The sequence below is a fragment of the Bacillus sp. YKCMOAS1 genome (assembly GCF_030268125.1).
Taxonomy (GTDB): domain Bacteria; phylum Bacillota; class Bacilli; order Bacillales; family Bacillaceae; genus Bacillus; species Bacillus safensis.
On the sequence record NZ_BSEI01000005.1, the window covers coordinates 115784 to 129863 of the forward strand.

A 14080-nucleotide genomic window follows, 5' to 3' on the forward strand; every position below is an offset into this window, starting at 1 on the left:
AACCTCTTCATCTATGATGAAGAGGTTCGGTTATTCGTTAAGCAACTTCTATCATTCTTGCACGTCTCAAAATGGACTGAGCAATTGGGAAGACAAATACCATAGCGATGGTATTAATCACAGCTGCTGGCAGGACGACGCCCACAAGAAGTGCCGGTAATGCAGCTGGCAGTCCAGTGATCAGTAAAGCGGCAGATAAGAAAATCACGCCGGATACGATGGTTCCAATCGCAGTTAACACAGCGGTCAGCACCACTTTGTTCTTTATCTTCGAGCAAGATAAGAAAAGGGCTAGGAAGATAAAGGCTGTCACTGGCTTATCAATCATATTCGGAATTTGTCCGCCTGGGAATCCCGTTGTTAATGCAGAAATGACTCCAGTCACTAGCGCAATTACGACGACATGCTGAACCTTTGGGAAAAGGATGATGCTTAAAAACATCATGACCAGCATCATATCAGGTTTCATTCCGAAGAAGATGGGCGGGAAAATCGTATGCAAAACAGCTCCCATTGCTGCAAGCAATGACATAATCACTAATTCTTTTGTTTTCATTTCTATGCTCTCCTCTGCTAAGCTCTTATAGGACTCTCCAATAATATGGCTCATCATTTATTGCAAGAGTCATGACTTTATATTTCTCGTTATTATAACAAATTTATTTCCCTATAGAAAAGCCTTTTTACTCATTTTCTTGCTGGAACTTTTTCATAAAGTCCGCAAGCTTTTGGCAGTCTTCAATTGAGACCGCATTGTAAATAGATGCTCTGCATCCACCGACAGAACGGTGGCCGGCAAGTCCAACCATTTGCTCTTGCTTTGCTTTTTCCACAAAGGAAGAAGTAAGTGCATCATCGCGAAGAGTAAAGGTGACATTCATATGCGAACGGCTGTCAGCACGCGCATGTCCTTGATAAAAACCGCCGCTTTGATCAATTGTATCGTAGAGAATGCCTGCTTTTTGTTCATTGCGTTTTTCCGCTGCTTCTACACCGCCAGCTTGTTTAACATACTCAAGGACAAGCGACAGCATATAAATCGCAAAAGTCGGTGGTGTGTGATAAAGAGAGTTAGCTTTTGCGTGTGTTGAATATTTTAATATTTTTGGCGTACTGCTTTTCTCTTTCTCTAATAAACGTTTACGTGCGATCACAATCGTGATGCCAGAAGGCCCTAGGTTTTTTTGTGCCCCGGCATAAATGAGATCAAATGAAGAAACGTCTATTTTTTTGCTGAGAATATCACTGGACATATCCGCAATGAGCGGCAATGACGTTTGTGGGAACGTTTTCCACTGTGTGCCAAAGATCGTATTGTTTGATGTGATGTGTAAGTAAGCGCCATCTGTTAAACCGGAAGCATCTACTTCTGGAATATACGAGTAGTTGTCATCTTCACTTGAAGCAAAGACAGATGTCTGACCAAACCCTTTTGCTTCTGACAAGGCTTTTTCTGACCAAGCGCCTGTTTGAATGAAATGAGCTGTTTCGCCTTCATGTAAGAAATTCATAGGAATCATCGCAAATTGAAGACTAGCTCCGCCTTGTAAAAAGAGGATTTCATAATCTTCAGGAATGTCCATCAGTTCCACCAAAAGCGCTTTTGCTTTATTGTGGACTTCTTCATATTCACCGCTGCGATGAGAAAGCTCCATCACAGACATCCCAGTTTGTTTAAAATCAACAAGTTCTTCCTGTGCTTTTTGAAGCACTTCTAGCGGCAGTGCCGCCGGACCAGCATTAAAATTTGTCGTTCGCTTCATCACAATCTCTCCCTATTTCTCGCGTTAATGGATCAAAAGATAAAACCATCCTATCACAAATTTGAAGCATTTGGACAAAAAATTTGAATCGTTCAAAATATCTTACTATTAAGAGATGAAAGCGATGAAAAGGGGCAAAAATAAGAAAAACCTCATCTGTTAAGATGAGGTACAGATTGTTGACAAAGGGCTAAAATGATCTTTATTTTAGCCCTTTGTCTTCTTTTCAGCGTGATAGAAAACCTTTGCAGCCCTAGGAAGGATGAGCACCGGAACGGAGCGAATTTGACATTCGTGAGTACCGGCGCGCAGACCTGACACCGAATGCGAGGGTTTGTCTACATGCTGAACCTCATCTGTTAAGATGAGGTAAGCCGCGTGTGGATGGCAGAAGAAATGTCTTTTAAATCCTCTGACGTGTATTGATCTTGATGTGATTTCCATACGGCACCAAAGCCATCACCTTTGCCGTAGCGCGGAATGATATGCATATGGTAATGGAACACCGATTGTCCGGCTTTTTCACCGTTGTTGTTCAGGAGGTTTAACCCGATTGGTTCAAATTCCTGTTTGATCGCCCTTGCAATTTTTGGAATCGCTTGGAAGTAGTGGTTAGACACTTCTGGTGTCATCTCATAGATATTTTCTTTATGTATTTTCGGGATTACAAGGGTATGTCCTTTTGTTACTTGGCTGATATCAAGAAAAGCCAATACATGCTCGTCTTCATATACTTTTGCACATGGAATGTCTCCATCAATGATCTTGCAAAAAATGCAGTCGCTCACGCCATGTCACTCCTCATTATTTTTCCTTTATCGTATCACAAAAAGAAGCAAAAAAGAAAACAGGACAAGCGTACTCCTTTGGTCGCTCATCCTGCTCCTGCAGAAGAAATGCTGATGCTTTCATTCGATATGCCTTTTGAATTCTCTATTTACTAAAATAAAGAATTCATATGCCTGCTATTTCTGCCGTAAACACCTCATTTGACGTTTTGGTTTGTCGTATACATATTGTATAGGACACAAAAATCAAGAATCAGTGAAGCAAAACAGAAGCTAAGGTTTTTAGATGAAAAACCAACTTGTCATGCGGTTCTTTGCCTTTAACAAACACCTCATTTACTTATTGGTCATCAAGTTCATTTCTTCTACATACATTATGATGACCATAGCGCCTATTTTTTATTCATGACTCGTCTATAGGTAAACATTTCAAATTATCATTCGTTTTTGTTACTATAAAGGAAAAAAGAAAGAAAGGAACGAATTCATGTCCCTTCTCACTGTAAAAGATGTAACGGGTGGATATACGAAGAATCCCGTTCTAAAAAATATTTCATTTGAATTAGAAAGAAATCAAATTGTTGGTCTCATTGGCTTAAACGGGGCGGGAAAAAGTACAACCATCCGCCATATTATCGGGCTTATGAAACCGCATAAAGGTGTCATTGAATTGAATGGACGAACCCTTCAAGACGACCAAGAGGCGTATCGTTCACAATTTACATTTATTCCTGAGACACCTGTTTTATATGAAGAATTAACGTTAAAAGAGCATTTAGAGCTGACAGCGATGGCTTACGGTCTATCAAAGGAACAATTAGACGAACGGCTGCCGTCGTTGCTGAAAGAATTTCGAATGGAGAAACGGCTGAAATGGTTCCCTGCTCATTTTTCAAAAGGAATGAAGCAGAAGGTCATGATTATGTGTGCATTCCTTGTGGAACCAGAGCTGTATATCATCGATGAACCGTTCTTAGGGCTTGATCCTCTTGCGATCAATGCACTGCTTGAACGGATGAATGCTGCGAAGAAAAGCGGTGCTAGTGTCCTGATGTCAACGCATATTTTAGCGACAGCTGAGCGCTATTGTGATTCCTTTATTATTTTGCACGAAGGGGAAATCAGAGCGAAAGGAACACTGGCAGAGCTGAGAGAACAGTTCAATATGAGAGATGCGACACTCGATGATCTTTATCTGGAATTAACAAAGGAAGAAAACTATGAGTAAAACAACGCTTACTATTTGGAAATCAAGATTAGAGGAACACATACAAGAAACAAGAAAATACTTAAAATACATGTTCAACGATCATCTTGTCATTGTGCTCATTTTTTTCCTTGCAGGCGGAGCAAGCTGGTACAGCAGCTGGCTCAAACAGATTCCGGCTCACTTCCCATCCTACTGGGTGATGGCAGTTGTTTTCTCGGTAGTACTTACAAGCTCATACGTACGTACGTTAATTAAAGAAGCCGATCTCGTGTTTTTACTTCCTTTAGAAGGGAAGATGGAGCCTTACTTAAAACAAGCTTTTAACTTTAGCTTCATTTCTCAGCTGTTTCCTCTCATTGCTGTATCCATTGTCGCACTTCCGCTTTATTCGGCAGTGTCTTCAGGAGGCATCACGGGGTATGTGCTGATACTGGCGCAAATGATCTTGATAAAGGGCCTGAATACAGCCATTCAATGGAGAATGACTTATTTTCAAGGAAAACACGTGAGATGGCTCGATGCAGCCCTTCGTTTTCTATTAAATCTGATGTTGATCTATACCGTCTTACAGGCAGCCTATGTGATTGCAATCGTTTTTTATCTTATCTACGGTGTCTATCTCGTCTACTTAACAAATGCAGTGAAAAAACAGCCATTTCAATGGGAAATGCATATTTCTGATGAATTAAAACGGAAGCAGCGCTTTTATCGTTTGGCAAACTTATTTACCGATGTGCCTCACTTAAAGAAACAGGTGAAAAGAAGAGCATACATGGACTGGATGTTGAAGTTTGTTCCTTACGATCAGCGTAAAACTTTTTCTTATATGTATGTGAGGGCGTTTGTACGCTCAAATGACTATTTTGGTCTGGTGTTTAGATTAACGGCCGTGTTTGTCCTGATTATTTTGTATACAGGTGCAGCAGGCTGGGTGGGTGCGCTACTTGTCTTGTTCACAGTATTTATCACAGGTGTACAGCTTGTGCCATTAACGAAGCACTTTGCTCATCTTTCATTACAGGCACTTTATCCAGTTTCTCAAAAAGAAAAGGATCGAAGCTTTTTTGTTCTCGTCCGTAATGTGCTCATCATCCAATCGATATTGCTGAGCTGTGCGGTACTTCCAGCAGGAGGCTGGCAAGGAAGCGGACTTGCCTTTGTCATTTCTTTAGCATTTGTGCTTGTCCTCTTTAAGCCTTACGTACAAAGCAGGTTAAAAAAGATGAGATAAGTGGAGGTATGTTTTTTACAACGTGCGTATGATGACATCTAGGAGGGGACCGGATGAATGCAGCTGAACGGGAGTTGTATGAAGAAGCCATTCTTTTTCAAACACGTTTTTTAAGAAAACCTTCAAAGATCGAAAGGTTTTCAAAAGGAGTTCAGCAGCAGGTGAACCGCCGAATTCCTGCCAGGTTTCATCAAGTCATCACAAGTGCGGTCAAAACAATGGTTGAATCCACCGTATCAGGTTCACACTTCACTTCATTTTCAGTGATTGATGAACAATTATCTCTTGTAGAACGAAATGAACTGGCAAAGGATAAAGTGAAGTATTACCAAAAGGCGGCTGCTGTCGAAGGGATTGGAACAGGTGCAGGCGGTTTATTCCTCGGAATGGCAGACTTTCCGCTGCTGCTGAGCATAAAGATGAAATGCCTTTATGAGCTGGCGTGTATTTACGGCTTTGATTTATCTCAAAAGGAAGAAAGACTCTTTTTGCTCTGTATATTTCAACTCGCTTTTTCCAGCAGTGCACATCGTCAAAAAATGATGAAGATCATAGATGATTGGGAAACGAGCCGAGAGGAAATGGATTGGTACAGCTTTCAGCAGGAGTATCGAGATTACATTGATCTTGTGAAGCTGTTTCAATTAATGCCGGTCGTCGGAGCCGCTGTTGGCGGCGTGGCAAATCATCAGCTGACAGGACAGCTCGGAGAGGTCGCACGCCATGTATTTCACTTGCGAATATTGAAAGATATGAATTAGAAAAGCCGCTGAGGACAGCGGCTTCAGATTGTTGACAAAGGGCTAAAATGATCTTTATTTTAGCCCTTTGTCTTCTTTTCAGCACAGCGTGATAGAAAACCTTTGCAGTCTAGGAAGGACGAGCAGCGGAGCGAAGCGAATTTGACATTCGTGAGCACCGGAGCGCAGACCTGACACCGAATGCGAGGGTTTGTCTACACGCTGAAACCGCTGAGGACAGCGGCTTTTTTTATTCATTGTAGGAAAGAACGGCGTTAGCGAGTACCTTTGCTGCGACAGGCATTGCTTTTTCATTGATATCGAACTTTGGATGATGATGTGGATACACGTCCTGGCTGTTTTCCGGCATGGCGCCTGTGTAGAAGAAGGTGCCAGGGACATGCTGTAGGTAGTAAGCAAAGTCTTCTCCGCCCATTTGGGTTTCCGCTTCTTTTACTTCTGTAACTCCTTCTGTCTGGTTAGCGATGTCAGCAATATATTCAGTCGGCTTCGGGTGGTTTTTGACAGCTGGATATCCTCTCACATATTCATATGTGTAGGAAGCATCATGCATCTGACACACCCCTTTTACCACCTGTTCAATTTCTCGTTCGATGATATGCCGTGCACTTTCTTCAAAGGATCGTGCAGTACCAGTTAAAACAGCTGAATCTGCAATGACGTTAAAGGCATTCTCTGCGACAAAACCTCCAACAGACACTACAGCAGAATCAACTGGATTGACTTTACGGGCAACGACTTGCTGCAGGTTTGCGACGATTTGTGAACCGATGAGTACGGCATCTTTTGTTAAATGAGGCTGGGCACCGTGCCCGCCTTTCCCTTGGACTTGAATAGAGAAACGATCGGCAGCTGCCATAAAGTTCCCGCTTTTATAAAGAATCGTGCCACAAGGCTCTGAAGACCAAAGGTGCGTACCAAATATCACATCGACACCGTCTAAACAGCCGTCTTCAATCATTGGTTTTGCGCCGCCGGGAGCATATTCTTCCGCATGCTGATGAATGAGGACGATCTTTCCTTTTAATTGGTCACGATGTGTATGCAAAACTTTTGCTAATACAAGAAGTGTCGCAGTATGCCCATCGTGACCGCACGCATGCATCACTCCAGGTTTTGTTGATTTGTAAGGTACATCTTTTTCATCGTGGATGGGAAGTGCATCAAAATCAGCTCTGAGGGCAATGGTTGGCCCCGGAGAAGCTCCTTCGATAAAAGCGAGTACGCCATGACCGCCCACCTGAGTACGCGTAGGGATTTGTAATGTATCATAATAGCTGGCGATGAAAGCGGCTGTTTCTTCTTCCTGAAAAGAAAGTTCAGGATTCATATGGAGATGGCGTCTAATTTCAACCATTTCCTCATAATGTTCATCAAGACGTTCATTGATGCTTTTCTGTAAAGTGGATATTGTCATTGAATCGAAAACCTCCTTCATGCTCTTTTACTGATTGTATGGTAATTGTTAGAATCTTTCAACAGAAGAGGATTTCGTGGTCAGTATCAAAAGGTCATTTTGCATAAAAGTCGAAGTTGATATGAAGCAGGGAAAGGGAGGAGTAGCGTTGGGAAGCTGTCCAAATTGTTCAAAAACATTTTCTTTCGTCGAAAAGTTTCATTTATCACATACGAAAATGATGATGTGTCCAAGCTGCCGGCATCAAATCAAAGAAACGTTTATCTCAAAAATGAGTTTTTTCATGATCTGTTTGATTCCGCTATTGGTGCTGCTGGTTCAATTGAAAGGTGCTTCACCTATGCTGAAATGGCCGATCTTATTAGGTTGGATATTGCTGAATTTCTATGTGCTTCAGCCGATCATTCATCGGTACGAGCTGAAATCAAGCTCATAAAATAAGAGCCCAGCGACTGGGCTTTTTTTCATGAAAAAAAGAAGTGCTGAGAGCAGCACTTCCTTAATTGTCTGTGACGGCATGGTAGGATGTGAGGTAAGCTGGACGAGAGAAAATGGAGCCTGTATCCTCGTGTGGCTGAAAGAATGCTTCTGATTCTTGAAAGTCTTGAAATAAGTCCTCTGATTCCCAAAGTGTCAAAATCAAATAAATTTCTTCATCTTTTTGAGGTCTTAAAACGCGAATAGCCTGGAAGCCGCGCTGATGTTCTGAGATGTTCGTCTTTTTCTGAAAGGTGGATTCAAAGAGTGCTCTGCTTTCAAGCTTAACAGGGATATGATTCAAGGTGACGAAACCAGATTGGACAAGCTCGCCTTTCGCATAAATCACATCATAGGCATGAGGGGCTTTAAATACAGTCTCACCCTCCGTTTCATGAAAAAGAGCTGCTTGTTCTTTTCCGACCATATAAAGCAGATTTTCCAGATGGTGTTTTTTTGCGATTTTATGCAAAAAATCTGCTGTTCCATATGTAATATAGAAATTCATCTAAACCGCCTCCTGCTTGATAGTATAACAAAAGAATGATATATAATTCTTTGGCAGTCAATCCATAAAACATATTATGAAGCAATACATCCCATACTATCCGTATAAAGGAATGAGGTGACCTAATTTGAAGAAAAAGAAGATAATCATTCCATTAGTCATTGCAGGAAGTACAATCGTACTCTCATTTATTGGCTATCTGACGATTTTATTTTTAGGACATTATGTCATAGATGAAAAGAAGCTTGTTTTTCATGCTTCCTCCAAAATCATTGATCAGAATGGAAAAGAACTCACAAGCATGTATTCAGAAAATCGGGACCCTGTGTCGTTAAAAGAGGTGCCTGATAAAGTAGCAAAAGCCTTTGTGGCTGTCGAGGACAAGCGTTTTTATGAGCATCACGGAATTGATGCACAGTCTATTTCAAGGGCGGTTTATCGAGATATATTAGCAGGAGGAAAGGTAGAGGGCGGCAGTACAATTACTCAGCAGCTCGCAAAAAATATTTTTCTCACAAATGACAAAACCTTTCTTCGAAAAACGAAAGAAGTCATTATTGCCATTAATTTAGAAAGAGATTATTCCAAGGATAAGCTGCTTGAGATGTATTTGAATCAGCTTTACTTCGGCCATGGTGTTTATGGTATTCAGGCAGCAGCCAATTATTACTTTAGTAAGGATGTCAAAGATTTAACGGTCAGCGAAGGTGCTACACTCGCTGCGATGCCAAAGGCACCATCTTCTTACTCGCCTGTTCTACACCCTGATAAAAATAAACAAAGGCGGGACACCATCCTGAATTTAATGAACGAACAAGGATATTTGTCTTCAACAGAAACGGTAGAAGCAAAAGGGAGAACACTAGGCATTCATTTAAAAAAGAAATCAGAAACACCTTGGGTGGACAGCTATGTTGATCTCATCATTAAAGAAGCAGAATCAGAGTATGCCATTTCACATGAACAATTGCTTCAAGGCGGCTATACCATTAAAGTACCGATCGATATGAATCTGCAAAAAACTGCATATGATGCGATGAAGAACAACCGTTATTTCCCGGGAAAAAGCGGTTCTCCGGAAGGCAGCGCCGTATTTATTGATAACGAGTCTGGTGGAGTGAAAGCAGCCATTGGAGGACGAGAATATCAGGCGAGAGGCTATAACAGGGTGACAGCTGTTAGGCAGCCGGGATCTGTTTTTAAGCCGATCGCGGTCTACGGTCCGGCAATGCAGGAGAAAAAATTCAGACCTTATTCACTGCTTGAAGACAAAGAAAAAAGCTATGACGGCTACTCACCTAAGAATTACGATGGGCAGTATGAAGGCCGGGTCACAATGATGGAAGCCCTCATGAAAAGTAAAAATACCGCTGCTGTGTGGACGTTAAGCCAGCTGGGCATTGATACGTCGAAGTCATATCTCGAGAAAATGGGGATAGATATCTCTGATAAAGGCTTAGCTATTGCGCTTGGCGGTTTAGAAAAAGGAGTTTCTCCATTACAGATCGCTGGAGCCTTCCATACATTTGCCAATGAAGGCGTATATAAAAAACCTTTCTTTATTCAGAAGATCACCAATGATGAAGGAGAAACTGTAGAAAAGAATCGTGGTAAGCAAGAACGAGTGTTTAGCGTGCAGAATGCATGGAACATGACAAGAATGCTTCAGCAAGTTGTCAAAGGCGGGACAGCCCAGAGCGGTTCATACGCTGGAGATTTAGCTGGTAAAACAGGGACGACCACATATTCGGGTGTGAAAGGTGCAACAAAGGATGCTTGGTTTGCCGGCTATACGCCTAGTACAACGGGTGCGATTTGGATGGGATATGACAAAACCGATAACAGCCACTATTTAACTGGGGGCAGTCAATACCCAGTGCAGCTGTTTAAAGATATTTTAACAGCAGCTCAAATCACCAATGAAACGTTTGAAAAACCAGAGGGAATAAAAGAGCTTCAATCTCCTATCCATTTAGAGGGAGTATCAGGATTTGAAGCCCGCTATGCGTTTAAAATCAAAGGCTTGTTTACATTAGAGCTGTCTTGGGACAAGCAGGAGGATAAACGCGTTGAATACCGCATCTATGAAAAGAGAAATGGAAGCGAGACGCTGATCGACACAGTAACAGGCGTGGGCAGTTATACAATGCCGTATGCCAATGTATTTTCAAACGCAGAGTATAAAGTTGTTCCATATAATACCCAAACACAAGAAGAAGGCGAAGGCAGTGCGTATGTCAAGCCAGAGTCTTTTGGACGTTAATATTCGGCGATTTTTTGAACATTGAGCCGCTTTAGTATACCGTGCCTTGAAAACGCGGTATAGTAAAAGCAGTGTTTGAGCCTTATGCAAAGAGAGTGTAGGGCGAAAGGTGGAATGAAAGGTAATGGGAAAAACGAAGGTTTTTAATGACACGTTCTTAAAGGCGTGTAAAGGGGAAAAAACAGACCATGTACCAGTTTGGTATATGAGACAGGCAGGACGCTCACAGCCTGAATATCGTGCCCTTAAAGAAAAATACGGGCTATTTGAAATTACGCATCAGCCAGAGTTATGTGCTTATGTAACAAGACTTCCTGTAGAACAATATGGTGTAGATGCCGCTATTTTATATAAAGATATTATGACCCCGCTTCCGGCTATTGGAGTGGACGTAGAAATTAAAAATGGAATTGGACCTGTGATTGATGCACCGATTCGATCTAAAGCAGATATCGAACGTCTTGGGGAACTTCATCCTGAAGAAGACCTGCCATATGTGCTTGATACCATTCAGCTTTTAACGAAGGAGCAGCTGAATGTTCCACTTATCGGTTTTGCTGGCGCACCATTTACGATGGCAAGCTATATGATTGAAGGCGGTCCATCTAAAAATTATCATAAAACAAAGGCGCTGATGTACAGTGATCCTGAGGCGTGGATGCTGCTCATGAACAAGTTAGCTGATATGACGATCACGTACATACGCGCGCAGGTAAAAGCCGGGGTCAGTGCATTTCAAATTTTCGACTCATGGGTTGGCGCTTTAAATGCAGCAGATTACCGGACATTCATTAAGCCTGTCATGCAGCGAATTTTTACAGAGCTGAAGTCTGAAAACGTCCCAATGATCATGTATGGAGTTGGTGCAAGCCATCTAGCGAAAGACTGGCACGATCTGCCGCTTGATGTGGTTGGACTGGATTGGCGTATGAGTGTAGACGAAGCGAGAAAAGAAGGGCTCACAAAAACGTTACAGGGGAATCTTGATCCAACCATCTTACTTGCTCCTTGGGAAGTCATTGAAGAAAGAGCAAAAGATATTTTAGATCAAGGAATGAAATCAGATCACTTTATCTTTAACTTAGGTCATGGGGTATTTCCTGATGTTTCACCAGATACGTTAAAGAAGCTGACAGATTTTATTCACGATTATTCAGCGAAATATAAAAAATCATCCATCTAAACTATTTCAAATGATCTGAAGGAGTGTTGGTTGTGGAGAAAAAGAAAATGGGACTTCTTGTCATGGCATATGGCACCCCATATAAAGAAGAAGATATTGAACGTTATTATACACATATCCGCAGAGGCAGAAAGCCGGAGCCAGAGATGCTGCAAGATTTGAAGGACCGCTACAAGGCAATCGGCGGTATATCTCCTTTATCAAAAATTACAGAACAGCAGGCAAAAGGTTTGTGTGATCATTTGAATGACATCCAAGACGACATTGAATTTCATGTCTACATTGGCTTAAAGCATATTGAACCGTTCATTGAGGATGCAGTTGCAGAGATGCACAAAGACGGCATCACAGAAGCAGTGAGTATTGTTCTTGCGCCGCATTTTTCAACCTTTAGCGTGAAATCGTATAACAAGCGTGCACAAGATGAGGCAGACAAGCTTGGCAATCTGAAGATTACATCTGTGGAAAGCTGGTACGATGAGCCGAAGTTTGTGGACTATTGGGTGAAACAAGTGAAGGATACGTATGCATCGATGAGTGAAGAGGAAAGAGAATCAGCCGTACTCATTGTGTCTGCACACAGCCTTCCTGAAAAAATTATTGCAGCAGGAGATCCATATCCTGAACAGCTCGCACAATCTGCCAAAATGATAGCAGAAGGTGCGGGAATTGAACATTATGAAATTGGCTGGCAAAGTGAAGGCAATACGCCTGATCCATGGCTTGGACCTGACGTTCAAGACTTAACACGAGATCTATTCGAACAAAAAGGCTATAAAACGTTCGTATATGTGCCTGTTGGGTTTGTCGCCGACCATCTAGAAGTGTTATACGACAACGATTATGAATGTAAAGTCGTGACAGATGAAATCGGTGCAGCCTACTATCGTCCAGAAATGCCAAATGCGAAACCAGCATTTATTGATGCTCTGGCAACTGTCGTATTAAAGAAGCTTGACGAAAGCAAGTAATTATATAAAAGAAGGCGATCCTATGCATGACAATCAAAAACACCTTGTCATCATTGGCGGTGGCATCACTGGTTTAGCCGCCGCCTTCTATTTGGAAAAGGAAGTCGAAGAAAAAGGTCTTCCGATTCAAATATCTCTTATTGAAGCGAGCCCTAGGCTAGGTGGAAAAATACAAACATTATATAAAGACGGCTACATCATTGAACGTGGACCTGATTCATTTTTAGAAAGAAAGGTCAGTGGACCGCAGCTGGCGAAGGATGTTGGTCTCGCAGATCAGCTCGTCAATAATGAAACAGGGCAAGCATATGTACTAGTCAATGAAACCCTTCACCCAATGCCAAAAGGCGCTGTCATGGGTATTCCAACTCAAATCAGCCCATTCATCACAACCGGTCTTTTTTCAGTTGCAGGAAAAGCGAGAGCCGCAATGGATTTCGTACTGCCAAAAAGCAAGCAGACAGAAGATCAGTCGCTCGGTGAATTTTTTAGAAGACGTGTCGGTGATGAAGTAGTTGAGAATTTAATCGAACCTCTACTATCAGGTATTTATGCTGGTGACATTGACCGCCTCAGCTTAATGTCCACCTTCCCGCAGTTTTATCAAACAGAACAGAAGCATCGCAGTTTGATTCTTGGGATGAAAAAATCACAGCAGCATGCGAAAGCGCAGCAAGTGACGGCGAAAAAACAAGGGCAGTTCCAAACGATTAATCAAGGACTGCAAGCGCTTGTTGAAGCAGTAGAAAGCAAGCTCAAGATGACAACGATTTATAAAGGGACAAAAGTGAAGCAGATTGAAAAAACTGATGGGGGCTACGGAGTGCAATTAGACAGCGGTCAAACGCTTTTTGCTGATTCAGCCATTGTGACAACTCCGCATCAATCGATCTATTCCATGTTTCCAAAAGAAGCGGGGCTTGAGTACTTGCATGATATGACATCTACTTCTGTTGCTACAGTTGCACTCGGTTTTAAAGAAGAGGATGTTCATAATGAATATGACGGCACTGGTTTTGTCATCTCAAGAAACAGTGATTTCTCTATTACAGCCTGTACGTGGACGAACAAAAAATGGCCGCATACAGCTCCTAAAGGAAAAACCCTATTGCGTGCTTATGTAGGGAAGGCAGGCGACGAATCAATTGTCGAACAGTCAGACCATCAAATCGTCAGCATTGTGCTGGAGGATTTGAAGAAAATCATGGATATTAAAGCAGATCCAGAACTGACGACAGTGACTCGCTGGAAGACCAGCATGCCGCAATATCACGTCGGTCATCAAAAAGCCATTTCGAACATGCGAGAAACGTTTAAGCAATCATATCCTGGTGTTTATATCACAGGTGCTGCTTTTGAAGGTGTCGGAATCCCTGATTGTATTGATCAAGGAAAAGCTGCCATTTCAGAGGCTGTATCTTATCTATTTTCATAAAACAAACTCCCTTTTCTACCAAGGAAAGGGGGTTTTTCGTGTTCTCATCATTCAAAAAGAGTTGTGAATCATA

The 14080-nt window shown here is 42.1% G+C and carries 13 protein-coding genes; 8 read left to right on the forward strand and 5 right to left on the reverse strand.

Annotated elements, in window-relative coordinates; genetic code table 11:
* Positions 1-37: 37 nt before the first annotated feature.
* The 3 genes from QSJ46_RS15530 to QSJ46_RS15540 form a co-directional block, all read right to left on the reverse strand.
* Positions 38-556: a tryptophan transporter gene (locus QSJ46_RS15530; RefSeq protein ID WP_039177586.1), complete on the reverse strand. Its 519-nt coding sequence runs from the start codon at positions 554-556 to the stop codon at positions 38-40.
* A 127-nt stretch (positions 557-683) separates the two neighbouring features.
* Positions 684-1763: a 3-phosphoserine/phosphohydroxythreonine transaminase gene (gene serC / locus QSJ46_RS15535; protein ID WP_285604966.1), complete on the reverse strand. Its 1080-nt coding sequence runs from the start codon at positions 1761-1763 to the stop codon at positions 684-686.
* A gap of 359 nt (positions 1764-2122) precedes the next feature.
* Positions 2123-2551: an HIT family protein gene (locus tag QSJ46_RS15540; protein WP_024425457.1), complete on the reverse strand. Its 429-nt coding sequence runs from the start codon at positions 2549-2551 to the stop codon at positions 2123-2125.
* 487 nt (positions 2552-3038) lie between these two features.
* On the opposite strand from QSJ46_RS15540, the gene QSJ46_RS15545 reads away from it, so the two are divergent.
* The 3 genes from QSJ46_RS15545 to QSJ46_RS15555 are packed head-to-tail and all read left to right on the forward strand — an operon-like array spanning position 3039 to position 5753.
* Positions 3039-3779, forward strand: coding sequence for an ABC transporter ATP-binding protein (locus QSJ46_RS15545; protein WP_047202605.1), 741 nt, complete (start codon positions 3039-3041; stop codon positions 3777-3779).
* Positions 3772-4992 carry an ABC transporter permease gene (locus QSJ46_RS15550; RefSeq protein WP_285604967.1) on the forward strand — a complete coding sequence of 407 codons (1221 nt, stop codon included), beginning with the start codon at positions 3772-3774 and terminating at the stop codon, positions 4990-4992. The genes QSJ46_RS15545 and QSJ46_RS15550 overlap by 8 nt, the downstream gene beginning before the upstream one ends.
* Before the next feature lie 53 nt (positions 4993-5045).
* Positions 5046-5753 (forward strand): EcsC family protein, encoded by a 708-nt coding sequence (locus QSJ46_RS15555; protein ID WP_039177595.1) that lies wholly within the window; start codon positions 5046-5048, stop codon positions 5751-5753.
* Positions 5754-5982: 229 nt separating this feature from the next.
* On the opposite strand, the gene QSJ46_RS15560 is transcribed toward QSJ46_RS15555, so the two are convergent.
* Positions 5983-7170: a M20 family metallopeptidase gene (locus QSJ46_RS15560; protein WP_047202373.1), complete on the reverse strand. Its 1188-nt coding sequence runs from the start codon at positions 7168-7170 to the stop codon at positions 5983-5985.
* Between the two features lie 283 nt (positions 7171-7453).
* On the opposite strand from QSJ46_RS15560, the gene QSJ46_RS15565 reads away from it, so the two are divergent.
* Complete coding sequence (locus tag QSJ46_RS15565; RefSeq protein ID WP_224927902.1) at positions 7454-7606, forward strand: hypothetical protein; 153 nt, start codon at positions 7454-7456, stop codon at positions 7604-7606.
* Positions 7607-7669: 63 nt separating this feature from the next.
* On the opposite strand, the gene QSJ46_RS15570 is transcribed toward QSJ46_RS15565, so the two are convergent.
* The gene (locus tag QSJ46_RS15570; protein WP_047202372.1) at positions 7670-8155 is read right to left on the reverse strand and encodes an antibiotic biosynthesis monooxygenase family protein; all 486 of its coding nucleotides are present in this window, start codon (positions 8153-8155) and stop codon (positions 7670-7672) included.
* Positions 8156-8282: 127 nt separating this feature from the next.
* On the opposite strand from QSJ46_RS15570, the gene QSJ46_RS15575 reads away from it, so the two are divergent.
* The 4 genes from QSJ46_RS15575 to hemY all read left to right on the forward strand — a co-directional run bounded on the left by QSJ46_RS15575 (position 8283) and on the right by hemY (position 14007).
* Entirely contained in the window at positions 8283-10418 is a 2136-nt protein-coding gene (locus QSJ46_RS15575) for a transglycosylase domain-containing protein (RefSeq protein WP_285604968.1), read from the forward strand.
* A gap of 124 nt (positions 10419-10542) precedes the next feature.
* Complete coding sequence (gene hemE / locus QSJ46_RS15580; RefSeq protein ID WP_039177601.1) at positions 10543-11601, forward strand: uroporphyrinogen decarboxylase; 1059 nt, start codon at positions 10543-10545, stop codon at positions 11599-11601.
* Positions 11602-11633: 32 nt separating this feature from the next.
* Entirely contained in the window at positions 11634-12572 is a 939-nt protein-coding gene (gene hemH / locus QSJ46_RS15585) for a ferrochelatase (protein WP_047202369.1), read from the forward strand.
* 22 nt (positions 12573-12594) lie between these two features.
* Positions 12595-14007: a protoporphyrinogen oxidase gene (gene hemY / locus QSJ46_RS15590; RefSeq protein ID WP_047202368.1), complete on the forward strand. Its 1413-nt coding sequence runs from the start codon at positions 12595-12597 to the stop codon at positions 14005-14007.
* Positions 14008-14080 lie beyond the last annotated feature (73 nt).